This is a genomic window from Picrophilus oshimae DSM 9789 (genome assembly GCF_900176435.1).
GTDB lineage: Archaea > Thermoplasmatota > Thermoplasmata > Thermoplasmatales > Thermoplasmataceae > Picrophilus > Picrophilus oshimae.
The window spans coordinates 140348-165264 of the sequence record NZ_FWYE01000003.1 but is presented as its reverse complement, the minus strand read 5'-3'; the positions used below and the strand labels follow the sequence as shown (position 1 = coordinate 165264).

The 24917-nt window shown below is 36.7% G+C and carries 32 protein-coding genes; 10 read left to right on the top strand and 22 right to left on the bottom strand.

What is annotated here, in order from left to right; all coding sequences use genetic code 11:
• Positions 1–6: 6 nt before the first annotated feature.
• The 5 genes from B8780_RS06285 to B8780_RS06265 are packed head-to-tail and all read right to left on the bottom strand — an operon-like array spanning position 7 to position 2825.
• The gene (locus tag B8780_RS06285; protein WP_011177938.1) at positions 7–228 is read right to left on the bottom strand and encodes a hypothetical protein; all 222 of its coding nucleotides are present in this window, start codon (positions 226–228) and stop codon (positions 7–9) included.
• Positions 225–575 (bottom strand): hypothetical protein, encoded by a 351-nt coding sequence (locus tag B8780_RS06280; RefSeq protein ID WP_084273040.1) that lies wholly within the window; start codon positions 573–575, stop codon positions 225–227. The genes B8780_RS06285 and B8780_RS06280 overlap by 4 nt, the downstream gene beginning before the upstream one ends.
• 1 nt (position 576) lies before the next feature.
• Complete coding sequence (locus B8780_RS06275) at positions 577–768, bottom strand: hypothetical protein (RefSeq protein WP_084273039.1); 192 nt, start codon at positions 766–768, stop codon at positions 577–579.
• The gene (locus tag B8780_RS06270; protein ID WP_084273038.1) at positions 765–1958 is read right to left on the bottom strand and encodes a cytochrome b; all 1194 of its coding nucleotides are present in this window, start codon (positions 1956–1958) and stop codon (positions 765–767) included. The genes B8780_RS06275 and B8780_RS06270 overlap by 4 nt, the downstream gene beginning before the upstream one ends.
• 9 nt (positions 1959–1967) lie before the next feature.
• Positions 1968–2825 (bottom strand): Rieske 2Fe-2S domain-containing protein, encoded by an 858-nt coding sequence (locus tag B8780_RS06265; protein WP_084273037.1) that lies wholly within the window; start codon positions 2823–2825, stop codon positions 1968–1970.
• A 337-nt stretch (positions 2826–3162) separates the two neighbouring features.
• On the opposite strand from B8780_RS06265, the gene B8780_RS06260 reads away from it, so the two are divergent.
• Entirely contained in the window at positions 3163–3444 is a 282-nt protein-coding gene (locus tag B8780_RS06260) for a twin-arginine translocase TatA/TatE family subunit (RefSeq protein ID WP_084273036.1), read from the top strand.
• A 2-nt stretch (positions 3445–3446) separates the two neighbouring features.
• Positions 3447–4262, top strand: coding sequence for a twin-arginine translocase subunit TatC (gene tatC, locus B8780_RS06255; protein WP_084273035.1), 816 nt, complete (start codon positions 3447–3449; stop codon positions 4260–4262).
• On the opposite strand, the gene B8780_RS06250 is transcribed toward tatC, so the two are convergent.
• Positions 4259–4558: a hypothetical protein gene (locus B8780_RS06250; RefSeq protein WP_084273034.1), complete on the bottom strand. Its 300-nt coding sequence runs from the start codon at positions 4556–4558 to the stop codon at positions 4259–4261. The two genes, tatC and B8780_RS06250, sit on opposite strands and share 4 nt — an antisense overlap.
• A 96-nt stretch (positions 4559–4654) precedes the next feature.
• Here B8780_RS06250 and B8780_RS06245 point away from each other — a divergent pair, with 96 nt between their 5' ends.
• Entirely contained in the window at positions 4655–5161 is a 507-nt protein-coding gene (locus tag B8780_RS06245; protein ID WP_084273033.1) for an HPP family protein, read from the top strand.
• On the opposite strand, the gene B8780_RS06240 is transcribed toward B8780_RS06245, so the two are convergent.
• Together B8780_RS06240 and B8780_RS06235 are read right to left on the bottom strand one after the other, a co-directional pair.
• Entirely contained in the window at positions 5152–5832 is a 681-nt protein-coding gene (locus tag B8780_RS06240) for a dienelactone hydrolase family protein (RefSeq protein WP_084273032.1), read from the bottom strand. The genes B8780_RS06245 and B8780_RS06240 overlap by 10 nt on opposite strands.
• A gap of 131 nt (positions 5833–5963) precedes the next feature.
• Positions 5964–6455, bottom strand: a complete 492-nt coding sequence (locus B8780_RS06235) for a hypothetical protein (protein ID WP_084273031.1) — start codon at positions 6453–6455, stop codon at positions 5964–5966.
• A gap of 128 nt (positions 6456–6583) precedes the next feature.
• Between B8780_RS06235 and B8780_RS06230 the strand changes: the two genes are divergently transcribed.
• The gene (locus B8780_RS06230; RefSeq protein WP_011177927.1) at positions 6584–7843 is read left to right on the top strand and encodes an MFS transporter; all 1260 of its coding nucleotides are present in this window, start codon (positions 6584–6586) and stop codon (positions 7841–7843) included.
• Here the strand turns inward: B8780_RS06230 and B8780_RS06225 are convergent, their stop codons facing one another.
• From B8780_RS06225 to sfsA, 3 genes are all read right to left on the bottom strand, one after another.
• The gene (locus B8780_RS06225) at positions 7844–8242 is read right to left on the bottom strand and encodes a hypothetical protein (protein ID WP_153274228.1); all 399 of its coding nucleotides are present in this window, start codon (positions 8240–8242) and stop codon (positions 7844–7846) included.
• 96 nt (positions 8243–8338) lie between these two features.
• Positions 8339–9103: an MBL fold metallo-hydrolase gene (locus B8780_RS06220; RefSeq protein WP_084273029.1), complete on the bottom strand. Its 765-nt coding sequence runs from the start codon at positions 9101–9103 to the stop codon at positions 8339–8341.
• Positions 9104–9166: 63 nt separating this feature from the next.
• Positions 9167–9847 (bottom strand): DNA/RNA nuclease SfsA, encoded by a 681-nt coding sequence (sfsA, locus tag B8780_RS06215; protein ID WP_084273028.1) that lies wholly within the window; start codon positions 9845–9847, stop codon positions 9167–9169.
• 47 nt (positions 9848–9894) lie between these two features.
• Between sfsA and B8780_RS06210 the strand changes: the two genes are divergently transcribed.
• Positions 9895–10770 (top strand): MBL fold metallo-hydrolase, encoded by an 876-nt coding sequence (locus tag B8780_RS06210; RefSeq protein ID WP_084273027.1) that lies wholly within the window; start codon positions 9895–9897, stop codon positions 10768–10770.
• On the opposite strand, the gene B8780_RS06205 is transcribed toward B8780_RS06210, so the two are convergent.
• From B8780_RS06205 to B8780_RS06195, 3 genes are read right to left on the bottom strand one after another with little or no spacing between them, the layout of a single operon-like run.
• Positions 10763–12799: a xanthine dehydrogenase family protein molybdopterin-binding subunit gene (locus B8780_RS06205; protein ID WP_084273026.1), complete on the bottom strand. Its 2037-nt coding sequence runs from the start codon at positions 12797–12799 to the stop codon at positions 10763–10765. The genes B8780_RS06210 and B8780_RS06205 overlap by 8 nt on opposite strands.
• Entirely contained in the window at positions 12789–13244 is a 456-nt protein-coding gene (locus tag B8780_RS06200) for a (2Fe-2S)-binding protein (RefSeq protein ID WP_011177921.1), read from the bottom strand. Before B8780_RS06200 ends, B8780_RS06205 begins: the two co-directional genes overlap by 11 nt.
• Complete coding sequence (locus B8780_RS06195; protein WP_084273025.1) at positions 13237–14100, bottom strand: FAD binding domain-containing protein; 864 nt, start codon at positions 14098–14100, stop codon at positions 13237–13239. Before B8780_RS06195 ends, B8780_RS06200 begins: the two co-directional genes overlap by 8 nt.
• Before the next feature lie 88 nt (positions 14101–14188).
• On the opposite strand from B8780_RS06195, the gene B8780_RS06190 reads away from it, so the two are divergent.
• Positions 14189–14851: a metal-dependent hydrolase gene (locus tag B8780_RS06190; RefSeq protein ID WP_084273024.1), complete on the top strand. Its 663-nt coding sequence runs from the start codon at positions 14189–14191 to the stop codon at positions 14849–14851.
• Between the two features lies 1 nt (position 14852).
• On the opposite strand, the gene B8780_RS06185 is transcribed toward B8780_RS06190, so the two are convergent.
• Complete coding sequence (locus B8780_RS06185) at positions 14853–15209, bottom strand: hypothetical protein (protein ID WP_084273023.1); 357 nt, start codon at positions 15207–15209, stop codon at positions 14853–14855.
• Positions 15210–15355: 146 nt separating this feature from the next.
• Between B8780_RS06185 and B8780_RS08135 the strand changes: the two genes are divergently transcribed.
• Positions 15356–15493: a hypothetical protein gene (locus tag B8780_RS08135; protein ID WP_153274132.1), complete on the top strand. Its 138-nt coding sequence runs from the start codon at positions 15356–15358 to the stop codon at positions 15491–15493.
• On the opposite strand, the gene B8780_RS06180 is transcribed toward B8780_RS08135, so the two are convergent.
• Positions 15490–16383, bottom strand: coding sequence for a 2-hydroxyacid dehydrogenase (locus B8780_RS06180; RefSeq protein WP_011177917.1), 894 nt, complete (start codon positions 16381–16383; stop codon positions 15490–15492). The two genes, B8780_RS08135 and B8780_RS06180, sit on opposite strands and share 4 nt — an antisense overlap.
• A gap of 84 nt (positions 16384–16467) precedes the next feature.
• On the opposite strand from B8780_RS06180, the gene B8780_RS06175 reads away from it, so the two are divergent.
• Positions 16468–17313 carry a CBS domain-containing protein gene (locus B8780_RS06175; protein WP_011177916.1) on the top strand — a complete coding sequence of 282 codons (846 nt, stop codon included), beginning with the start codon at positions 16468–16470 and terminating at the stop codon, positions 17311–17313.
• Positions 17314–17315: 2 nt separating this feature from the next.
• Positions 17316–18734, top strand: coding sequence for a glycine--tRNA ligase (locus B8780_RS06170; protein ID WP_236719399.1), 1419 nt, complete (start codon positions 17316–17318; stop codon positions 18732–18734).
• Here the strand turns inward: B8780_RS06170 and B8780_RS06165 are convergent.
• From B8780_RS06165 to sufC, 3 genes are read right to left on the bottom strand one after another with little or no spacing between them, the layout of a single operon-like run.
• Positions 18726–19928 (bottom strand): SufB/SufD family protein, encoded by a 1203-nt coding sequence (locus tag B8780_RS06165; protein ID WP_084273021.1) that lies wholly within the window; start codon positions 19926–19928, stop codon positions 18726–18728. The genes B8780_RS06170 and B8780_RS06165 overlap by 9 nt on opposite strands.
• Positions 19925–21367: a Fe-S cluster assembly protein SufB gene (sufB, locus tag B8780_RS06160; protein ID WP_011177913.1), complete on the bottom strand. Its 1443-nt coding sequence runs from the start codon at positions 21365–21367 to the stop codon at positions 19925–19927. Before sufB ends, B8780_RS06165 begins: the two co-directional genes overlap by 4 nt.
• Positions 21367–22110 (bottom strand): Fe-S cluster assembly ATPase SufC, encoded by a 744-nt coding sequence (gene sufC / locus B8780_RS06155; RefSeq protein ID WP_084273078.1) that lies wholly within the window; start codon positions 22108–22110, stop codon positions 21367–21369. The genes sufB and sufC overlap by 1 nt, the downstream gene beginning before the upstream one ends.
• 87 nt (positions 22111–22197) lie before the next feature.
• Between sufC and B8780_RS06150 the strand changes: the two genes are divergently transcribed.
• On the top strand, positions 22198–22785 hold the full coding sequence (locus B8780_RS06150; RefSeq protein WP_011177911.1) for a helix-turn-helix transcriptional regulator: 588 nt from the start codon (positions 22198–22200) through the stop codon (positions 22783–22785).
• Here the strand turns inward: B8780_RS06150 and B8780_RS06145 are convergent.
• The 3 genes from B8780_RS06145 to B8780_RS06135 form a co-directional block, all read right to left on the bottom strand.
• Positions 22780–23919: a pyridoxal phosphate-dependent aminotransferase gene (locus B8780_RS06145; protein WP_084273020.1), complete on the bottom strand. Its 1140-nt coding sequence runs from the start codon at positions 23917–23919 to the stop codon at positions 22780–22782. The two genes, B8780_RS06150 and B8780_RS06145, sit on opposite strands and share 6 nt — an antisense overlap.
• Before the next feature lie 62 nt (positions 23920–23981).
• A complete protein-coding gene (locus B8780_RS06140; protein ID WP_084273019.1) occupies positions 23982–24590 on the bottom strand; it encodes an HAD family hydrolase in 609 nt (202 codons plus the stop codon).
• A gap of 29 nt (positions 24591–24619) precedes the next feature.
• Positions 24620–24913: a hypothetical protein gene (locus B8780_RS06135; protein WP_153274227.1), complete on the bottom strand. Its 294-nt coding sequence runs from the start codon at positions 24911–24913 to the stop codon at positions 24620–24622.
• Positions 24914–24917: the final 4 nt, after the last annotated feature.

Here is a 24917-nt window from a genome sequence, read left to right as displayed (position 1 = left end):
TTTATTTTAAAGGTCCTCCTGACCGAATGCCATGATTAAAAGTATAAAGCCAACAAAGGTAAAGAAGAATGAAATCCAGCTGCCAAGCTGGTGCGGTCCTATGCTGGCATCGTACCTCGGAAACATATCATAGTCTATAAAGGTTGGCACCGATATTATTAAAAATATTATACCGGTCACCATCATGTACTTAGAGCTTTTCTTCATGCTTTTTATTCTATCCATCATGTTGCAGCACCCACCACTCCGGCCATTGCCGTTGCTATATATGCAAATAAATAAAGTATAACTGGAAACATCAGCGTTAGTTTTGAAAGTTTTTTACCGCTGGCTCTTGCAAGGAATATCGAAACAATAAATAATGCAAGGGATATTGTTATTAAAACAAGCTCTATGATTTCAAGTGAACTTATGTAAACGCCAAAATTGCCGAAAACTGGTGATATCATACTATATGTGTTTTCATGGTATGATACAGACAGTGGCTTTATAACAACTGCGTAAAGGACAAAAGGAACCGAACCGAAGAGATACAAAACCATTGATGCATAAAACATATTCAATGCCTTGTTCATATTAAACCTCCCTGAGTGTCTTTCTAAACATTATTAACGCTATTATTCCAAACATTAAGATGTTCAATCCCAGCGTTACGGCCCAGAGACTCTCGTATTGATATGGTCTTACCTGTGTGAAGTACCACATCAATGGATCAAGGACCACAAGCTGGAATATCGCTATTCCATAAACCACATGACTTGCCTTCATTTTTTATCACCTGATAGATCTTTCTTTGCAAATCTCATTGCATAGACGCTTAGGAATGATATTACCGTTATTGACCACCATAGATATTCGGTCATTATTCTTGACTGCGTCAGGCCTGGCTGCGAGTATCCCCAGATCGTTGTTACTGCTATGCCTATTAATAAGTATATTCCAAAGGCTGTGACCCATGGCCTCTGCAGCGGACCAAGCTTTTTGTATCTGTCTATGAATGGCAGGAAGAATAAAAATATGACAATGCCTATTACAAGTGGCACACCGCCCGTGCTAAGACCATAGCCCGCAACATCCATTAATTTGTAAACAGGTGTTATGTACCAGTCAGGCACAGGAAAAGTTCCATAGGCAAGCGAACCATATGCAAGTGTTAGTTTCTGAGGGAATGCAGCCGCAAACACTATAACAACGAACACAAGAACTACGCCCATGAAGATCATGTATAATAGATTGTTCGGATACCATGGAACCATCTTTCCCTTCTCGGGTTTGTCAGTTGCAAGCCCTGACCTTTCAAAGAGCATGAAATGCACGGCGAATATGCCAAGCAGTAATGTTGAGAAAACTGCAACGTGAAGCGCAAGGATATGCGAGAATTCTGCCTGCGTTGTATAGTTACCAACAAGTATCGCCTCAAGCCAGTTTATAAAAACGCCCGGCAGTATTCTTCCAAGAACGCTCCTCTGCATGAACAATAATCCTATATGAAGTGCGGCCATTGCTATTGTTGTATCTGCAAGCATGTATCCAAGAATTGCTGTAAGTATAACAAGCAGAAACATTATGACACCAAGCATCCACTGAAGCCAGCGCCATGCACCCTTATATGATCCAATGAAATACTGGCGCATCATATGGAAGTAAACAAGACCAATCATTGCGTATGCCATGTAAAGATGCGATGTCAATATTATATGCCCGAATGGTACATCATTTATTATATATAACGTTGAATCGTAAGGCGCAATCTGGCTGTAATAGAAGAATAATATTATTCCTGAAATAATCTGGTAAAATAATGCGGTGGCAACAAATGCACCGGTCCACTCATCTATCCTTAAACCACGTAATGTTACAGACCTTATGCCTATGCTATAGGAACCCTCAGGGAGCTCCTCTGGCTTCATTATCTTTGTGAGATCATAATTATTCCTTTCAGCCTCTGTTCTTTCCATTAAATCACCCTAAAATGATCCCGGCCACGGGCCGTTTGAGCTGCTTACAACGGTTGTTTTGTACAGAACCCTTGATGCTGTTATCGATGAAAGCGATGATGGAACTGACCTCCTTGATTCCCTTATCGGTGTTCCACCGCTTAGATTTTCCTTTATAACCTCCGGTCCGTGAACCTCTCCACCAGGATACCATAGATGTGTTCTTATAACCGCATTCTTTGAGTTTATTCCATATGCATAGACATAATCCTGATCATCCGTTGCCAGCATGATCTGTGGCAATGAATGATTTGCAGGGCTTGGTGCCGGCCCATTATTGTAAAGGTTTTGATAACCGTGAGATGGATCGTACTGGCTTCCATGGCACTTGCAGTATATAAGACCGTATTTTGGCCAGTTTGTTTTATTGTAGCCTATTAATTTTGCCTCAAACGGTATGCTTTCACCAGGGTGATAGTCAAGGAATGGCGGTACACAGCCAAGATGCTGGCATATGGCACTAAGTGCAATTATTGATGTATTATCAGATGAATTATATATTATGCCATCTGTTGGTGTTATCTTTATGCCCTTAAGCTTTATCAAAAACGTCGGCTCATCCTGAAGTGGATAGTTAAAAACCATTATTGGATAGGAAGTACTGGATGGCTCGGCGGCAGGTATCTCAGATGCCTTTATTGGATTTCCATTGGGGTCCTCCAGAATTGCCAGGGGATAGCTATCCATGACAGGAATGTTTCTATCCTTTGGGACAGCATACCTTTCTATGGAAAGCCCGCCTATAAAAAGTGCCGCAATGGAGAGCCCAGCACCCTTTATAAAGGCCCGCCTTTCAGGTTCTGGTATGTCCTCTTTGTTTGGCCTCATGATTGTTTATCATAATAATATATTAAACTTTTGCCATTAGGAGAGCTAATTTTATGCATGAAAATATTCAAAAGAAAACAAAACTTTTTATATTAAATATGTAAATTATTAATAATATATACAATGACTGAGTGATACTTTCATTCATTTTAAAAACATTTTAATATTTTTAATTTACAAAATTAGAAAAATAAAGAATTTTTTGAGTATTATTGTTTATTTAATTTTTTATTAAAAAGATATAATCATAATAAAACTAAAAAATTGGAATTTTGGATCTAATTTGTTCAATGTAAAAAAAATTATATATACTGGAAAGCATTATTAATTGATCATCATGATAGGATCAATTGATGACTGGCTTATTTTGATTGTTGTTGCCGTCATAATCTTTGGCGGTACAAAGAAGATACCGGAGCTCGCAAGGAATCTTGGCAGGGCGACAGGAGAATTCAAAAAGGGCCAGATGGAAATAGAAAATGAAATACATTCAAACACAAATAAAAATCAGATAGATTACATGAAGATAGCACAGGATCTTAACATAGATATAAAAAATAAGACGATAGACCAGATAATTGGTGAAATAAATGAGAAGTTAAAGGTAAAAGAGAATTAAATATGGAAAACGAGATATTCAATTATCTTGTTAAATACTCCGATGAGATAAGGTACAGGCTTATAAGATCCTTAACAGTCTTTGGTATTTTCTTTGCCATATTTTTAATGTTCCAGATAAGATACATATCTCTATTTAATTACAGGTTTTTATTTATATATCCTGATCCTTTCCATAACATTGGTGCGCAGTTCCTTTTTATAATAAAGGATCATGTGCTTCCAGAGGATACAAAATTGCTTGTTATAAAGCCAACGGACGGTGTTATGGCCGATTTTTATTCCTGCATGTCGCTTTCATTGATTATCTCGATGCCTTATATAGCATACCAGTTAATGCAGTTTGTATCACCGGCATTAAAAAATAGTGAGAGGGAGCTTATAAAATCCATAATAATACCGGCATCGCTTCTGTTTGCAGCAGGTGCTTTTATGGGCCTTTACTTTGTTGCGCCAGAGATATTTATAATATTCCAGGACTTTAATGTCGGCCTTGGGGCATCGACGACATTAAGCATATCAAGCTTCGTCTCCTTTTTATTTATATATGTAATTGCCTTTGGCCTTTCCTTTGAACTGCCCGTAATCATGGTTGGGCTTACAAGATTCGGCATAGTAACATATGAGCAGTGGGCTGCAAACTGGAGGTATGCAGTTATAGGTGCATTTATCTTTGGCATGATATTCTCACCGGGGGTTACTGGATTCACAATGATTATACTTGCAGTGCCAATAATAGCACTTTACTTTGCCGGGCTTTACATATCAAAAAGGGTTGAAAAGAAGGAAAAATTAATTTCCATAACAAATGATTATTAAAGGTGTATGCCCTTTATCAATATTTTTCTATTCGACATTCTTATTTTTATGTTCTCCCTTTCCCTTGAAATCATATCGTAAACGTTTGTATCTATTTCTATTCTTGGATTAAATAGTTTTATGGAATTTTTCATTGTGTAATCCTTATTTATCTCAGCGTATGGAACCCTTATCAGCTGGCACATGTTATCGTTACATGGGCCGTTCTTTAATATAACGCCTATTGATAAAACATCGTCGTTTTTTATTATTTCATCATCTATATCAAGTGTTGAAAGGCCTATGTTAATTTTCATGTTTTATCATTAAATAATTTTATTTATAATTAACTATTTTGCCTTGAATTAATTATTATGCAATAAATAAATATATTAAAACAATTTTAAGATGTAATGTACTATAAAAATCATGAGGAATTTATTAGGAATAAGATGATACCTGCATTGTTTGTTGGAATAACAATTGCCATTACAATATTTCTATTACATTATTTTTACAATCTTGTAATACCGATTGCAAGATTTATCATCTTCGGTTCCTTTGCATCGAGTGCCTTTCTTCTTTTTATGGAGCCGGAGAATAAATCATCAAAATTAATGACATTTATAAGAAGCTATATTATAGCAGGGATTATAGGACTGATAGTTTCCTTGTTAACATATTATATAAATATATATTACAGCGTTACCATTGTTGAATTCATTCTGGCCTTGGCCCTGGTTTCATTACGGGCAGAGCATCCACCTGCAATGGGCATAGATCTTGTCTATGTAATAGAAAAATTAAATATATATTCAATAATTTTTGTTGTTCTTGGGGCATTGATAATAGCATCACTTGATAAAATCCTGGAGAAATTTGTTTATATAGAAAGAAGATTTGATAAAAATTATAAATGATTGTTAAAAAACTGGACTAAAAGCTCCCATGAGTCCCTTGCCGCAGCATCATTGTATATTTTTGGCCTGGTACTGTTGAAGAAGGCATGATAGGTCCCGGGATATATTTTTACTGTAACCTCCTTGTTGTATTTGTAAAGCTCAGAGATTAAATCAGGAGCCTTTGATGTTATTCTTTTATCCTCGCCGGCGTAGAATCCTATTACAGCATTAACGTTTTTTAACTTTTCCAGGGGCTCTGGATTTTCACCGTAGTATATTGCCATGACGTCCACGGTTCCGGTGCATCCAAGGTTTATTGACATCCCGCCTCCAAAGCAGAATCCAACAGAGCCAACTTTTTTATACCCCCTTGATTTTAAATATAGAACACCATCCTTTAAATATTCTGTAAGAAGATCCACAGGCCTGTTGACAAATAGCAATTCATTAACTTTTTCTATGGATCTTCTTTCATTTTCGTCCATTTCCATTAATCTATGCATTCTAAAATCGTTGTCACGCTGTTTCTCAGGCGGAATTGACATGATAAAATCCATTGTTTTGTATATATCATTCTTTGATATCCTTGATGAGAAATACCTGCTTGAAAATAGATCCGACGCCATTGCCGTGTACCAAATATCTGTCAGCAACGCTTTTTGTATGCTCATCCAGGCCAAATATTTCATGTATTACAATTACTTTTTCATTATTGCTTCCTGTTATATATGCATCTTATCACCGCTTCTGTATCTTATATCTGCCATAAAAACAAAACCAAGGAATCTTAATAATAATTTTGTAATGAATATAAATAAATTTATTCCATGTCTTTATTTAATTTCCCATCATTGAAAATTTTGTACTTTTTGTATGTTGCTATTGCCTCGCCAATTATTATTCCGGTGGTCAGTGCCAGGACCGCATTGACCGTTATAATTATATAAATATTTCCTGGAAACATCAAAACAAGAATCTCCCTTGCAATAAGCGAGAGAAGCCAGAATATCATTATGATAACAGGCCTTTTATAATACAGCGTACCACCGGACATGAAAAATTCTATTGAATCCATGGATCTTGAACCGGCAATTATGCCCGGGAATATAAATAACATTGTCATGGCATTAATTTCATAATTGCCTGATGAAAAGAGTGAAAGCAAAAGCAGGAACACATATATTAATGGCCTTCTTATTAACCTTGATATTCGAAATTTATATCCAGAGTAATTCCTTGCAAATCTTGCCACAACAATTATGCCAATTATTATAATAAAAATGATAATACCATATGAGCCGCCATTTATCATTGTAATGATATATTACTAAGTATATAAAATTTTTTTGATATAACAAAACATGTAATTAAAGATGGCGAATAAATAAAAAATATTCTTGGCAATGATTATAAATATATAATAAATAACGATTGATCACCATGGAAAAATACTGGAAATTCACGATAGCAGCCTTTCTTGGCGTTTTATTGTTTGCCTTCGATTTTGAGATATTCCTGGCAAGCATACCGGGTTTAATTGTTCTTTTTAAATTAAACCTTGGTGATGTTTCAATAATAAATGACACGGCCTTTGGTGTTTCAGCAGTTTCCGCTTTTCTCTTTGGTTTTCTTGCAGATAGATATGGAAGAAGGCTTTTATTCATGCTTACCGTTCTAATATATTCAATAGGATCGTTTTTCACGGGTCTTTCTTTCTCAACAGCAATGTTCGCAGCATCAAGAAGCTTTGCATCAATAGGGGCCGGAAGCGATGAGCCACTTGGATTTACATTAACCGCTGAAACTGCACCACATGAAAAACGTGGAAGGCAGATGTTAATAACATCAATAGGATTTCCCGTTGGTCAGACGCTTGGAGCCGCGGCAGTATACCTTTTCGAATATACCGGAATAAAAATAACTTACATATTCTTTATTGGCGTGCTTCCTGCACTTTTAATATTATACTTTAGAAGGGCCCTGCCAGAAACTGAAAGATTTCAGGATTATAAAAATGCAAAAAGGGCATATCTTGAACATAAAAATTACAATGAAAAGTATCCTGTTGATATGAAAAAGGCAATAAAGAACAGTTTTTCGCAGATGTTTGATTCCGATTTAAGGAAGAAAAGTGCAATATTTGCAATTTACACTGCAATACTTTCAGGAAGCGCAACGATATACCTGGTTGCACTGCCAATATATTTCATAGAGGTTAAGCACATAGCATTTTTGGATGCACTGTCATTTGAATTCATATCATTTGGCATTGGAATAATTGGATACGTATTTGCAGGCCTTACCGGAAACAGAATCGGAAGACGCAATGTTATGATAATATTTATGATACTGAGTGCCGTTGCAACAATACTTATAGTTGAATCAACAATGTACTATCTTATACTTGCATTCAACGTTGTTTTTATCTTCTTTCTGCTAAGCCAGTGGGCGGCATGGCCTTTCTACGTTAATGATATGTTTCCAACAAGGGTAAGGGCAACTGCCAGCACCTATGGCTATGCGTTTATGTGGATAGGAAACATAATATTACCAACATTACTTTTAAGCCTTGTATCAGTAACTGGCTGGAATTATGCAATAATCTATGTGCTCTTTATACCTTTAATAATAAGCGCTGTTGCTGTATCAGTCCTTCCACTGGATAAACCAAATAACGTCCTTGAAAATAATGCCATATAATCAATGACATATATAACTTATTTTATTTAATTTAAAATCCATTACTATTCTTTTTACATTCATGAAATCTACAAGAAATGATCTTGATAGTATTATATCATCACCGTTATATGTAACCATTTTTACATTTTCTATCTTTATTGGATGTATTGTCCTTATTATTAATGTTGGTTTTACAACAGACCTTTTTTCTATCATGCCACGTCTTTCAAAGTTTTCAAAGGAATGTACCCTGAGCTCAAGTTCATTTTTTATATTTAATGGAATAACACCATAGATGTTATTACCAAAGTAATCTGTTCCAAGTGAAACTTCCACATCATAATATATACTTCTCTTCTGGCCAACTATAATCAACGGCAACCTCGGTATATCATAGTTGAAGGTTATTATATTCATTTCATACATGTGATTAATATAATTTTATTAAATCTTTTCATTATGCTAAAAAAATAATTTCAATATTTGTATAAATGCTTAATATTGATGTCTTATTTAAAAAAGTTCCTCATATTTTGGATTTGAAACGTTGCCAGATAGCCTGGCCATGGGTACTTCAGGATCGTGGTCAAATATGGCAATCATTTTTTTGTCAATTGCCATTTTAATAAGATCCTTCTTCATTTTCAACGTTTCAAGGGGATAGCAGTCCACGCCAGGTATATATGCAGGTTTCAAATGAAAGGGCGTAGGAACAAGATCACCGAAATATATGTATTTCTCACCATTCAACTGGAACCAGACTATCCTGTGTCCGGCCGTATGGCCACCGGTTTTTATTATATGAATGCCGTTAAACCTTTTATTGTATATTATCTCCTTTTTTAATCTCCTTTTTATATAACTGCCCCTGGTGAATTCATTAACGTGGTAATATGCATTAATTTCCTCCCTGCTGACAATAATCCTCGAATTTTTGAACGGTCCATCATCAAAGATATGGCCTGAATGATCAAAGTGCATGTGTGATAATATTATATAATCGATTCTGTTAACCCCAAGATCAATTAGTGATGATGCAAGATCATAATTTTTTACAGGCTCGAAGATTTTTTTAAACCTGTCGTCAAAAACGCTGCCCATTCCTGCATCGATCATTATTGAAAGGTCATCGTCTATTAATACAGGAACGTTTAAAGATATCCTTATTCTGTTATTCTCATCGTTGAAATACCGCGACCACAGCTTTTTTGGTGTTATACCAAGGAATGCACCTGCATCTATTGTGTAGGAACCATCATTAAGAATGTAAAGCTCCATTATGTTTTATATAAAACGATTATTAATACAATTTCTATTTTACGTAAATTTACATTTAATTTATTAATTAACGCACATTGATATTTCCTTATCAAAATATATAGAATTTCCCCTTATATAAAAAACCAGGAATTTCGATGAAACACCGTTTTTAACTGCCCTGCAAAATGTCCTGGAAAATTCAGGATCCCTGCATTTATTTGGTGTAAAGCATTCCGCACGCTCGTTGAATATCAAAAACATAATGTATGGTCTATAACCATCTTGTATCGAATTTAATAGCACATTTAAATGATGTGTTCCCCTCCTTGTTACAGCATCAGGAAACATGGCCTTTTTAGAATTTACAAGGGTGCAGGATTTTACCTCTATTAGATATTCATCAAGAAGAAAATCTATTCTGGAATCCATGTATTTATACTCCTTTTTGAAGCCCGGTCTTAGAAACTGTGATGCTATCATTGAATGAAACCTTGCATCATTTAATGTGTAATTAAATCCGTCATGGCCAAAGGTAACAGAATAATTATATTTTTTACCATCAGTTTTTCTTAATTTTATTTTATTTCCTGGATATATTATTTCATTAAGCCTTCCCGGATCATGCAAATGCGCATAGACCTCCTCATTGTTTACCATGCATTTTACAACGAAGCGGTTTATTCTTGATACAATTACAGCGTCAATTAGATTTTCAAAACTTAAAACCATGAATCCATGCCCGCGTTTTATAAATGGCGACATAAAATATGATTTGAAAAAGCTTAATAATTTTTTTATTATAATTTATCATGAGGCTTTTAAAGGTTCCAGTTGAAATTCCAGCTTTAAGGACTGCAAATATTTACCTGAATGACAATTTTATTATAGATTCGGGAATGTCAAGATACAGCTATGATTACATAAAATCAAGCATAAATGTTGATGATATAGATTTTATTGTAATAAGCCATATGCATATAGATCATATAGGCGGTGCATTGTACTTCCAGAAGGAAAATAATATCGATGTTTATATAGGCATCAATGAATTAAAATATATAGAAAATATTGATGAATATATTGATTTTTACAGGTCCTTAATAAAAGATTCCGGTGCCCCTGATGCCATTATAGAAAAAATAATTAGTGATAATATAATTGGTAAATACATTGATTACTACAGGGAAATAAATCTAAAGCCATTGAATTATATAAATGGATATTCAATTATAGACACGCCCGGCCATTCCCCGGGATCGATATGCATATACGATTCATACAATGAACGTTTATTCTCAGGTGACCATGTGCTTGAAAGGATAACGCCAAACGTATCCATGTATTATGGAAACCCGCTCGATGATTATATTAAGAGCCTGGAAAAATTAAAAAACATTAGTATAAGATCAATTTACCCGGGCCATGGAAATGTTATAAATAATGTTGGCAGTAGGATAGATGAAATAATAGAACATCATAACATTAGGTTAAATCAGATAAGATCATTATTAAAACATGATATGACGGCCTTTGAAATTGCATCAGGAATAACATGGCATTACAATTTCAATGACATGGATGGAAACCAGCTTGGTTTTGCAATAATCGAGACAGTATCACATTTAAAATACCTTGAGGAAAAAGGTGAAATAAAAAGATCTGGAATATATTATAGATTTATTTAATTAGATATTCCTGGCTAACCGGTGTTTCACGTATCCTCTTTCCGGTGGCCATTTCAACTGCCCTTGAAAGCGCTGATGGAACACCTATTGCAGGGGATTCTCCAAGGCCCTTGGCACCGTTTAGGGCATTTGATGGATTCTCAACGATTATATTATGATATCTTGGTATCTTATCAGCAGTTAGTAATCCTGCATCGTATATTGATGATGTCATTAACTGACCGTCCTCAGAATATCTTACGCATTCTGAGAGAACCTGGGCCATTCCCTGAAGCGAGCCACCATAGATCTGGTTATTAACGTTTTCACGGTTCATTACATGGCCAAGATCAAAGTATGAATATATGTCCTTAACCTTTATATTCCCAAGGTCGTCAACATCTGCCGTGACCATGCATGCGTTAACGGAGTTTATTGGTGAGTCTATCTTTGCAAATACATATTCATCATGCTCATCCCTTAATAGTAGCTCCGGACTGTAATCCCCGTATTTTTTGTAGACATCGTCCTTTAATTTCCTGCATAGGGCGTACAATGCTGAGCCTGCAGCTATGGCTGACCTGCTTCCCCAGGTGCCTATGCCGGACTCCATGGAGGATGTATCGCCATTTTCATAGCTTATTATATCAGGATCAATACCTAACTGGTCTGAAAGTATGCTTTTTACAAGGTATTCATGACCCTGGCCGTGGTCATTGCCACCAAGCCAGACCTTAATTTTATTATCCTTTATCAGTGCCCTTGCCGTTTCACCTGGAGATACAGCCGGTATAAGCACAAAGAATGATATACCGGTATGCTCGTACTTTGACACCTGGTAATAATTAAAGGCCTTTAATGCGTTTTCAAGGAACGGCCTGGTTGCCTCCTTTACCTCAAGCCCAAGCGGTGACCTGAAGGGCCCATCACTTGCATTTATTAGTCTTAACCTTGCGGGATCCATGTTTAATTTATCTGCAAGGAGATCGATCATCCTTTCCATAAAAAATGATGCCTCGGGCCTGCCGGCGCCGCGGTAGTAACCCATGGGTGCCTTGTTTGTGAAAACTGATATTGCATTTATATATGCATTTTTTATATCATAGGGCCCGGTAAGCTGGAATGCGACGAAATTTGCTGTGGATTCTCCAACGCCTGCCTTGTAAGCACCGGCATCAACTATGATCTCGCCCTTTATGCCAGTTATTTTACCGTCCTTTTTTGCATATAATTTTAAATGGGCTTTTATGCCGCGGCCGGCATGTGCTGCCATTAAATGCTCACGTCTTGTCTCTATCCATTTCACAGGCCTTTTATACTTCATCGCAGCGTACACAGCTATTATATACTCTGGATACATAACAGCCTTTAAACCAAAGGCACCGCCGGTATCGGCCTGTATAACCCTGAGCCTGTCCTTTGGTATCTTCAGGGCAGAGCATATACCATCCTTTATTAAATGTGCGGACTGCGTTGATATGTATACCGTAATATTATCGTTCTCCGGTACTGCAACGATGCCCCTTGTTTCTATTGGATTCTGCACTATCCTGTTATTCATTAATGTGTCCTCAACGACAACGTCGTACTCCGGGTTAAAATCCCTTCCAAGATATGAGCTGTTAACAATATTATTCTTTGTTCCATTATGTATTGGACCTTTTTTAAATGCATCATCTATTGTTGCAACGGCCTCCAGCGGATCGTAATCAACCTCAACAGAATCAAGAAGGTCCTCGCTCTCGTATTCATTATTTCCAAAAACTGCCGCAACAGGCTGTCCCATGTAATTAACATAATCAATTGCAAGGACAGGTTCGAAAAGTGAGGTTCCTGAGGATGATGAGCCCAGTGAGCCAAGTTCACCACTGCTGGCCATCTCCTCTGATATGTAGTATGCCTTTAACTCGCTGCTGTTTAAGCCACCGTTTATCCTGTTTATCTTTGCATGGGCATATGGACTTCTAACAAGAGACATGTATAGCATGCCGTCGAATTTTATATCGTTAATGTATTTTCCCCTGCCATTTACAATGTCATTATGGTTCATTCCTTGATACCTCCCTTATTGATTTTATTATTCCATCATAACCCGTGCACCTGCATAGATTACCCTCAAGATTTCTTTTTATCTCATCATCGTCCCTTATCTTTGAGTTAACAATATAAAATGATGTCATGAGCATGCCAGGCGTGCAGTATCCGCACTGGAGGCCGTTGTTCTTTAAAAATGATTCCTTTAGATTTGATAGTGTTTCATCGCTGTTTTCAACGGTCATTATATTATGATTGTTTGCCTGAACAGCAAGCACTGTGCATGATTTTACAGGAAGGCCGTCCATTAGAACCGTGCATGCACCGCAGTTTGTTGTATCACAGCCAATATGCGTTCCTGTTAAACCAAGATCCTCCCTTAAAAATGAGACCAGGAGCTTTCTTGGCTCGACCTCCTTTTCATAAAGCCTGCCGTTAACCTTTATCTTTAGATTAAACATGGTTATACCTCCTGTATGCATTCTCCATGGCATGTTTAAATACCATGCCTGAGACCCTTCTCTTAAAATCTGCAGAGCCGTTTATATCATCTGATGGGTCAACAGATTTTGATACAATATCTGCTGCCTTATCTATATTTTCTTTATTATATTCTTTATTCTCAAGGAACTCCTCGGCATCAACACATTTTAATGGTATATTTGCAAGTGATGTTAAGCCTATGCCAACATTGCTTAATACATTATTATCCAGATTGAATGAAACCGCAACGGCTGCAATGGAATAATCGCCTGCAGGCCTCTTGTATTTAAAATATGCCCCTGTGGAATTCCTGTTTTTTACATCTATTGATAACAGTATTTCATTGGATTTAAGATCCGTTACAAAGGTATCCTTGAAAAAATCAGATGCGTTTATCCTTCTTTCTGATGACTTGCTCTTAACATTGAATACTGCATTTAATGATAATGATACCGCGGGCATATCATTTGCAGGATCCCCATGGCACAGGTCCCCGCCTATGGTTCCCATGTTTCTGACAACTGGATCTGCTATCTGCATGGCCGCATCGTGCATTACGGGAAATCTCCTTGATATCTCATCATCGTATTCTATTTTATGCTCTTTAACAATGGCACCGATCTCAGTATCATCATTTCTATGCTTTATATAGTTTAAATCCTTTATATGACCAATGTCTATTATATAAGGTATGGTGGTAAACCTGAGCTTTAAAAGCGGTATTAAACTCTGGCCACCAGCCATAACCTTTGCATCCTCTCCATACTTTTCAAGCAGATCGAGGGCCTCCTCGACGCTTGAAGGTGCAAAGTATTCAAAAGCCGATGGGTACATGAATTTATATATTTTAAAATTATATAATATTTTTCAAAGTCCATTTTCTATTAAACAAAATTTTTATAGTTTATAGAGATAAAAAATCATGGAGATAATCTGGCACGGACATGCATGCTTTTCAATAAATGGCAGGAAGAATGTCTTAATAGACCCGTTTCTTGCAGGGAACCCGCTTTCAAAAATAAAACCAGAGGATATTGATGCAGATATTATTTTATTAACGCACGGGCACTTCGACCATGCAGGTGATGCTGTTAACATAGCCCAGAGGTTAAAAATTCCTGTTCTGGCCGCATTTGAGCTTACAGAGCTTTTAAAAAAAGACGCAAAAACAATTGATATAAATCAGGGCGGCACCGTGGATTTCGATGATATAAAGATAAAGGCTGTTAATGCAATACACTCATCAAGCTACAATGGTATGTATGCAGGAAATCCACTTGGCTTTATTGTAACTGATGAGAGGATGTATTATCATGCAGGCGATACACAATATTTCTCTGATATGGAACTAATATCAAAATATGACAAACCAGAGATTGTTATGCTTCCAATAGGCGGCCATTATACCATGGACGTTAATGAGGCTTTAATAGCTCTCGATATTTTAAGACCAAAAATAGCCATACCGATGCATTACAATACATTTCCAGTAATAAAAGCAGATCCACAGGATCTAAAAAAGGAGGCTTCAAAACTTGGCATAGAGGTCATTATACCTGAAATAGAGGAAAAGATAAATTTATAAATTATGATTTTATATTAATTTCATAATACCATTTGTATATATTAATGGCGTGTATCATATAACCAAAATGTGTACCGAATCCGGTAAGTATTGGTCCCTGGTATGTGCCATATATCAAAACCGTTGAATTCACGGCCTGGCCAGGGCCATTGTATGAAACATAGATGTTGTTGCCATTGTCATTTACAAGCATCTCTGTTTTATTGTTTATTGTTACAACGCTTTCGACAGTTCCATATATATAATACGTTTTTCCCTTTTGCATTGAGGCTGGATTCGTGTTAACCAGCGATGGTAAAACACCATAAATGAATAAACCTATGATTATAATTACTGCTATTATTGCACCCTTTTTCATGGTTAATAGAAATAAAATTTTATATATATTTTTTGCCTGAAAAACTGCAATAAATTTGATAATAAATATTGATATAAAAAAATTTCGGATAATATCAATTATAAACAAAATATTATTTTTATATTTTGTGAAAAAGCCTTAATAGTATGAAAAGATTAGGTTTTATGTGCTCTGACTGCTTTGATGAGACTTGTAAATGCGATAAATGCTATCTATACAGGCATAACCAGGCATGCCCTGTATGCGGGCACACAATATTTCTTGACTGCTGCCAGGGATTTTAGATATAATCCGATCTCTTCACTATGTTTTTTGGTTTGCCATTGATATAGTTCTTAATGTTCTCTATTGCCGCCACTGCGGGCTGGTAAATGTTATCCGACATTCCTGCACTGTGCGGTGTTATTATTACATTATCAGGTATATTTTCATTTATTATAGGTTCATTCCACCACACATCTGTTAAATAATATTTATCATTATGATTCCTTAGAAAATTTAGCATGCTGTTTCTATCAACCACGCCTGCCCTGCCAACGTTTATTATGGCAAGGCCACGGAACAATGACAGCATTTTGTCATTTATTGAATTCGCTGTTTCTTTTGTCAATGGCAATGATATAAGGACAAAATCCGATTTTTTCATTATATCTTCTGGTTCCATGTAAGATGATATGCCATCGTTTTTATATGATCTTGAGTATGCATATATATTCATGCCAAAAGATTTTGCTATTAACGCAGTTCTTCTGCCTATGCCGCCATAACCAAGTATGCCAAGACTTTTATTATAAAGCGATACATACTCTTTATAATCAAGCCTTTTATAATTATTGTTATGTATATTATAGTTTGAAATGCATATCTTTCTTGCCCATGCAAGCATCAAACCAATGGCCGTTTCTGCAACAGGTATTGAATATGCATCAGCGTTTGATGCGATGATTATATTATCAGGTATTTTTGAAAAATCAAGATGGTTAACGCCTGCCGATAGACTCTGCATAAATTTCGTCTTTTTGCCTGGAACAGGCCTTCCGGAGAATAGAATAATCTCGGCATCATCATCAAAGCCAGGAACAGCATCAAGACCTGTTATATCCCTGCAGAGCTCAAGAAGCTTCTTTGACATCTCGTTATTATAATAACTGTTAACCTGAACAGATACCTTCATGTAAATATATGCAAATAATGCTTTTTAAACTTTTTTTAGTAACAATAGCATAAACATTATTTAATTAAAACATATTAACCTGCAATGTCTACCAAGGTTATTGATATAATGACGCACAATCCAATAAAATATAGCGTTCCAAGCACCATATCAGATGTTGTCAGGGTGCTTATTAAAAACAATGTTACAGGGATACCTGTTGTTGATTCAAATAATAAATATGCAGGTGTAATAACAAGGAGGGATATCTTCTTTAATCCAAATGAAACACAGACCGCAATAGTGATGAGAAGGGCAAACACAGTCTATGAGGATGATGACATAGAAAAGGCTGCAATGGAGATTGTCAAACAGAACAGGAGGCATCTTATAGTAATAGACAAAAATAACGAGGTTACAGGAATACTGACACCACAGAATTTTTTATCCGTTGTTAGGGAAAGGTATTCAGACATTCTTGTCAAGGAAATACTATCAGCCCCGGCATTTCCAATATGGGATGAAACCCCATTGAACGTCATATTTTCATCGATGCTTATATCAAAGACGTTTTCCTTTCCGGTTCTGGATAGGGATGGTAACTTCACGGGCCTTGTAACGGATCGTGACATCTTTGACAAGGTAAAAATGTCATCCGTTGAGATGCTATCACAGGCAGGCATAGCCGATGACGAGGATCCATGGACCTGGGATGGCATAAGAAATGTCTTCACATATATAATAGAAAAATCCAATGTAAAAATACCAAATATACCGGCAAGGGAGATCATGGTTAAAAACCCTGTTGTAACATATATCAATGCAAGGCTGGGCGATGCTGTTAAGTTAATGATGCAGAAAAATTATAACCAGCTGCCGGTTCTTGACGGTCATGGAAACCTTGCGGGCATGCTTTACGATATAGAGATACTATCAGTCTTTGGTAGATGAATATGTACAGTGATGTTGTTGAGATAGCAAAGAGGCGTGGCTTTTTCTGGCCTTCATTTTCCATATACGGCGGCTTTTCAGGTTTATATGATTATGGGCCCCTTGGCGTTTTGTTAAAGGATAATATAATAAATAAATGGAAGAAGGCATATCTAGATGAGGGCGCAATATTTATTGACACGCCAAATATAACACCTGGAGAGGTCTTTGATGCGTCAGGCCATCTATCAAGATTCTCGGATATAGCTGCAGAGTGCGATTCATGCAAATCAAAATTTAAGATAGAAAATGTGCTTGCCTTTAATAAGATAGAGATTATACCAAAAAGCGTTGATGAGGCATTATCAATCTCGGAGAAAAATAATTTAAAGTGCCCTGTATGCGGCAATATAATAAAGAAAATATACAATTATAATTTAATGTTCAAGCTTGAGAATTCAAATTTTTACCTGAGACCTGAAACCGCCCAGGGCATCTTTGTTAATTTCAAGCTGCTCAGCAATTATTACCGTGGAAAACTACCAATGGCGGTTGCACAGCTTGGCAAGGGCTTCAGGAATGAGATATCACCAAGGCAGAGCCTTATAAGACTTAGAGAGTTCTCGCAGGGTGAGGTCGAGGTATTCTTTGATCCGGAGAACGAGTACTGGAAGGATCTGTTCGATTACGATGAAATAACATTGAAACCAAATACCGGCGTTGAATATAAAACAAGCATTAAGAATGCCTTTGAAAATAGAATAATAGACAACATAGCCATGGCATATTTTATATTAAAAACACAGAAGATATTAAACGATATTGGCTTTAAAAATGATAATATAAGATTCAGGCAGCACGATCCGGATGAGCGTGCACATTACGCATCAGACAGCTGGGATGCGGAGGCAAGGATCGATGATGACTGGGTTGAGATCGTTGGAATTGCGAACAGGACGAATTATGACTTAAAGAACCATGATGCAAAGAGCAGCGAGAGAATGTCATTGAAGATCAATAACAGGGATGTAATACCAAACGTCATAGAGCCTTCTTATGGAATTGACAGAATAACCCTGGCATTGATGGTTCAGTCATATCATAAAAATGAAAAGGGATACAACGTTTTATCATTTAAACCAGAAATGGCGCCGTATCATTTCGCCGTGCTCCCGCTTATAAAAAAGGAGAATTTTATAAAAAAATCCATGGAAATATATAATATGATCATGTCAATAGACAGCTATGTATACTATGATGAAACAGGCTCAATTGGCAAAAGATACTCAAGGCAGGATGAGATAGGAACACCGTTCTGTATAACAATAGACTATGAAACACTTGAAAACGATAGCGTGACCGTTAGATTCAGGGATACAGGCAACCAGGAAAGAATAGATAAAAAGGATCTTCTTGATTATCTATCAGGAAAATTAAAATGATAATCTATTTATAAATTCATCCAGAAACTCTGCTGTTTTTTTGCTGCAGCCCTTTTCCTCGATATAGCTTAGAAATCCATTTATAAATAAACGCCTTGCATCACTGTATGATATTCCCCTGGATCTTATATATGTTATCTTTTCCTCATCTATGGTCGATATATATGATCCATGCTTTGATCTTGTATCATTGTTTTTTATTAATAGTGCCGGTTTTGAATTTGCATAGCCCTTTTCACTCATTAGTATTATTGAAGAATCGTAGAATCCTGTGGATTTAAAGCTCTTTTCCTCTATGTCTATGTTTCCATGGTGAAGTATTGTTCCATTGTTTAATATAACGCCCCTGGTCGATATATCGGCTGCGGTATTTTTGCCTATCTGAAGGCTATTGTCCTGAACGTCCAGCGCCTGATCCCATTTAGAAATGTTAACACCGTATGATTTGTAATATGTATTATCGTACATGACGGGTTCACTGAAGTAGATAACCTTGCTGCCGCCGGTGTTTACATTGTAGACGCTAACAGATGAATATGGCATTTCATAGGATCTTATGAATGAAACAACATTTATTTTATTTGATTCGTCCTGTATATAATTATATTTTACACTGGCATTTTCCTCCGCTATTATATATACATTTCTGCCATGGGTTGCCATTTCAGAACCGTAGCTTCTGTAAATATCTGTTATTTCAACACTGGAGTTTTTTCCTGCAATTATCACGTTCTTTGCCGTGAAAGATGATGATGGATTTAATGATTCAATGCTTATTGATATGGAGCTGTTCTCTGGAACATATATAAAATAGCCGTTTAACCATGCTGCATTTATTAAATATTCAAGCCTTGCATTTCCATATTTGTCTGATAAATACTTTTTGTAAAGTTCATTGGTCTTGAATGCTGTTTTCATGTCCGATATTAATACATTATCTGTTTTCCTTTTTATTTCGAGGTCCTTTATGAAGATATCGGCATCGCTTTTGTATTCAAAATCGTAACCTTCTATATTTCCATAGACCATGTTTTCTATGCTATCATCAGGCACATCAACGTATGTCTTTCTTGTTGGGCTTTCCTTGTAATCAGGCCTCGGTGTTTTTAGATAATATATATATGCCTGCTTCCTGTATTCAGAGTCGAAATCCCTGAATTTTCTGTTTAATATTTCAAGATACTCTGTGATCATCCGACTGCCCCCATCTTGGACATTTCAAGCTTTACAAGCCTGTTCATCTCAACGGCAAATTCCATGGGAATCTCCTTCATAACATCGTCCATGAAGCCCAGAACTATCATTGATGAGGCCTCATCCTCGCTTAGCCCCCTTGATCTTAGATATGTAAGCTCATCGGTGCCTATTCTGCCAACTGTTGCCTCGTGGCTGAAAACTGCTGTTGGATCATATATCTCATCGTATGGATATGTATAATTCTTTGATTCATCGTTTATTAAAAGTGCATCGCACTGGACAAAGCTCTTTGAGTTCCTTGCGCCATCGTTTATTCTCACAAGGCCGCGGTATACTGTTAATCCATCATCAAGGCTTATTGATTTTGATACTATCTTTGATGTTGTGTTTGGTGCAAGGTGCAGCGCCTTGCCGCCAGCGTCCTTCACCGTATTATGCGTTGCAAGGGTTATCTGTAAATTTGATGTTGATGCGTTTTTACCCCTTAGATACGACGATGGATATATCATTGTTACCTTCGAGCCAAGCTCGCCCGTGATCCATTCCATCTTTGCGTTTTCATCGACCCATGCCCTTTTTACAGGCAGATTGTAAACGCTATCCGACCAGTTCTGAACGCTTGTGTACTTAACCTCCGAGTTTTTATGTGCATATATCTCAACTATTGCGGTATGCAGCGAGTTTGTTTCATACTTCGGCGCTGTGCAGCCCTCTATGTAATGTACCTTGGCACCCTCATCTGCTATTACTATTGTGTGCTCGAACTGGCCGCTCTGCTCACCGTTAAGCCTGAAATATGTCTGTAAAGGCATATCTATCTTTACGCCCTTTGGAACGTAGAGGAATGAGCCGCCAGACCAGACCGCACCGTTTAACGCGGCAAACTTATTATCGCTGGGCGGTATTGCCCTGCAGTAGTATTCCTTTACAAGATCCGGATACTTCTGAACTGCAGTATCAAGATCCGTGAATATTACACCCTTTTCCTCCCATTCCCTGCGAAGGTTGCTGTAAACACCCTCGCTATCGTACTGTGCAACAGAGCCTGCAAGGTATTTCTGCTCCATCTCCGGTATTCCAAGTTTTTGAAAGGTCTGCTTTATCTGATCTGGGACCTCGTCCCAGCTCCTTGCCTTGATTTCATCTGGCCTGGTGTAATATGTTATATTATCAAAGTCTATTCCTGAAAGGTCAGGACCCCACGTTGGCATTGGCTTTGATAAAAATATTTCAAGAGCCTTCAGCCTTGCACGGCGCATCCAGTCAGGCTCCTTCTTTATCTCAGAGATTTCCTCGACGGTCTTTCTGGTAAGACCGCGGCCTGTTGAATAAACAGGTTTTATATTATCTCTAAATTCGTATGCAGATTTATCATTATTTTTTAATTCCTCTGTTAATCTCTCTATTAATTCATCCTTGCTGTACTCCTCAACCATCATGCCACCTCCTTAAGCCAGTCATAGCCCTCTGTCTCTATTTTATCTGACAGATTCTTATCACCATTCATAACAATCCTTCCATTCATTAATACATGGACAAATTCGGGCCTTATATCCTTTAATATCCTCTGATAGTGCGTTATTATTATAAAGCCTATACCCTCATTGTATTCCCTTTGTATATGTGATGAAACCTGCTTTAATGCATCAATATCGAGACCAGAGTCAATTTCATCAAGTATGACGATCTTTGGTCTCAGCACAAGCATTTGAAGTATTTCAAAGCGCTTCCTCTCACCGCCGGAAAAACCATCGTTAACCGATCTTGATATAAAGCTTTCATTAAGTCCAACGGATTCCATATTGCTTTTAACAAGATTGAAGAAATCTTTTAATGATAATTTTTCATCGGGATGCATCTGATTGTATGCCGTTCTCAGAAATGTTGATATTTTAACACCCGGTATTGAAACAGGATTCTGGAACGCAAGGAATAAACCAAGCCTGGCACGCTCCTCGGGCGCTGCACCTGTAATATCCTTGCCGTCAAGGATTATCCTTCCGGATGTGACCTTGTAATCTGGATGACCAATTAAAACGTAGCCCAGGGTGCTCTTGCCCGCCCCATTAGGGCCCATTAATGCATGTATCTCACCGCTCTTTACCGTTAAGTTTACGCCCTTTAATATCTCAGTTCCCTGAACTGAGGCTTTTAAATCAATAACATTTAATTCGGTCATTGTATTGAATATTAATAAATCATATTTAAACATTTTATTATGTTTAAAGTAACCAAAGTATAAATACTCATTTTTAATATTATAATTATGAATGATTTAATGCTTGGTGATACCAAGAATAGAATACTAAAATTACTCATTGAAAAGGATATGAGCACTGATGAATTATCAAGATCATTAAAAATCAACAAAAATGCCGTAAATGAGCATATAGTTGTTCTTGAAAGAGATGGCTTTATAGAATCATATTTTATCAGAAAGGGTTCCGGAAGGCCAAAAAAGTATTATAAAATCACGGAAAAGGGCATAGAATTGTTTCCAAAAAAATATGCTGAATTTGCTTACTATCTTTTAATGGAGATCGAGGAGAAATTTGGCCAGGAAAAAACATCAGAGATAATAGCAGATATAGCAAGAAAGATGGTTTCACCCAATGGCCTTGAAAAATTGAATGAATTTATAGATACAATGAACGATCTTGGCTACTACGCAAAGCTGGAAATTGATGGCAATAAGATAAGAATAATAAGGCACAACTGTGTTTTCTACGACCTTGCCAAGGGAAACAAAACAATCTGCGAGCCATTTGAAAAGGCAATGTTAAATAAAAATGATTTAAAAATACTTGAAAACTTTAATCTTGGAAACAGATGCGTTGTTGAAATAGAACTATGATATTGATTTAAAATACTCACCTATTAATGGTATTCCATTTTTTATATCATCCTCGGACGTTGCAAATGATATCCTGAAATGATATTCAGAACCAAATGGCGCCCCTGGAGTTACTATTACATTTTTGTTTTCTAAAAGATTCATTGCAGCATCGTATGATTTAACATCGCTTTCATATCCAGGAAAAACATAGAATGCACCCTCAGGTTCGTAAAAGTGAAGGTTTGTTTCCTTTAATAGTGAGACAACAAGATCCCTGCGTTTTTCAAACGTCTCCCTTATGTGCTTTACACTATCATCATCGTCCAGGGCATGCAGTGCAGCGTACTGTGATATTGATGGTGCACATGTTAATGTTTGCTGCTGAATCTTGTCCGCGGATTTTATTATCTCCTCCGGTGCGACCATGTAACCAACACGCCAGCCTGTCATGGCATAGCTCTTTGAGAATCCGCTTACTGTAACTGTTTTATCAAAGGCCTCTGGTATTGATGCAGGTGAGAACATCTTTCCCCTGTATATAATATCCTCATATATTTCATCTGATATCATATATAGATTGTTTTCAAGGGCAAAATCAACTGTTTCCCTTATGTTTTTCTCTGATAGAACCTTCCCGGTGGGATTTACTGGATTGTTAATTAGTATTGCCCTTGTTTTTGGCGTTATCGCCCTTCTAAGATTATCAATATCTATATTGTATTCATCATCGCAGTCCGCAAAAACAGGTTTTCCAGAGTTTATTTTAACAATGTCAGGATATGAAACATAGTATGGCGATGGGATTAAAACCTCGTCCCCTGGATCGATTATTGTATAAAGTGCAAGATTTATTGAAAACTTTGTTGGCGTAACAAGAACGTTCTTTGCAACAACGTCTATATTGTTTTTTGATTTCATCTTCAATGCTATCTTTTCCCTGAGTTCAGGTATGCCTGCCGATGGTGTGTAATGGGTTTTTCCGGACATTGCATCGTCAAAAGCCATCTTTATTATATTATCCGGTGTTGTCATGTCCGGCTCCCCGATACCAAAATTATAAAGTTTTTTGCCGGCTTTTCTAAGCTCGCTCGCCCTGTTGCTCATGCTTACTGTTGCTGACTCGCTAATCTGGCTTAAACGTGATGAAACCATAATGACAGATACATATTTTCCTTTTATATTTTTGCAATAAACTTTTGTTTTTTTATATTAAATTATAAATCTTTTTTATCATTGAAGATGTTCAATACCTCTTTTATTTCCTCTATAATTATATCTGCATGATCTGAGCTTACATTTCTATTATGCCTGACAAGAACGGATAAACAGCCAAGCTCCCTTGACGGTATTAGATCATTGTCTATATCTCCAACAACTATAGTCTCATCAGGCTTTACGTTCATCATTGACATTGCCTTTATGTATGGTTCTGTATCCGGTTTACCATTTTTTACATCGTCAATTGTAACAATGGCATCGGCCTTTATATTAAGTCTCATTACAAAATCTTTTCTTGATGATGTGACCACGGCAATTTTTACACCAAGCTTTCTTAGCTCTTTAAATGTATCATCAACGTCCGGAAAGAATCTTAACTCATCTAAATGCATTTTAAAATAGTATTCCTCCCTGAATTCAATCTCAGGATTCATTGCATTGACCTTTTTTATAAGCATTGAGCCAGGATAGCCAATCATGAGTCTTATAATCTCTGGATCTGCTGATATATTATAATCGTCAAATGCCTGCTGCCATGATCTAACTCTTAATGGTATTGAATCAAGTATTGTTCCATCAAGATCAAAGATTACTGCTTTGAACATGACCGGTGATATTAAGTCGAATTAAAAATTTATCTCATGAAGGAGCTGCCCTTTTTATACTTTTTCTCTATGCTGGATTTTATTGCATTTATCATATCGTTTTTATCCATGCCCCTGGTCGATCTTATATTGTATTTTTTCATTATATACTTCAATGATTCAAGATCCATGCCATAAAGCTCATCCATCCTGTTTTCGCTGTACATCTTGAAGACATTTATATCCTTTTCATGGCCCTGGTATGAGATATTTATCTTTATTATATCGCACAGCTCAGGGTTTTCCTCGATCTTTCTCGCAAGGTACCTAAGAATGTTTACCATTTCC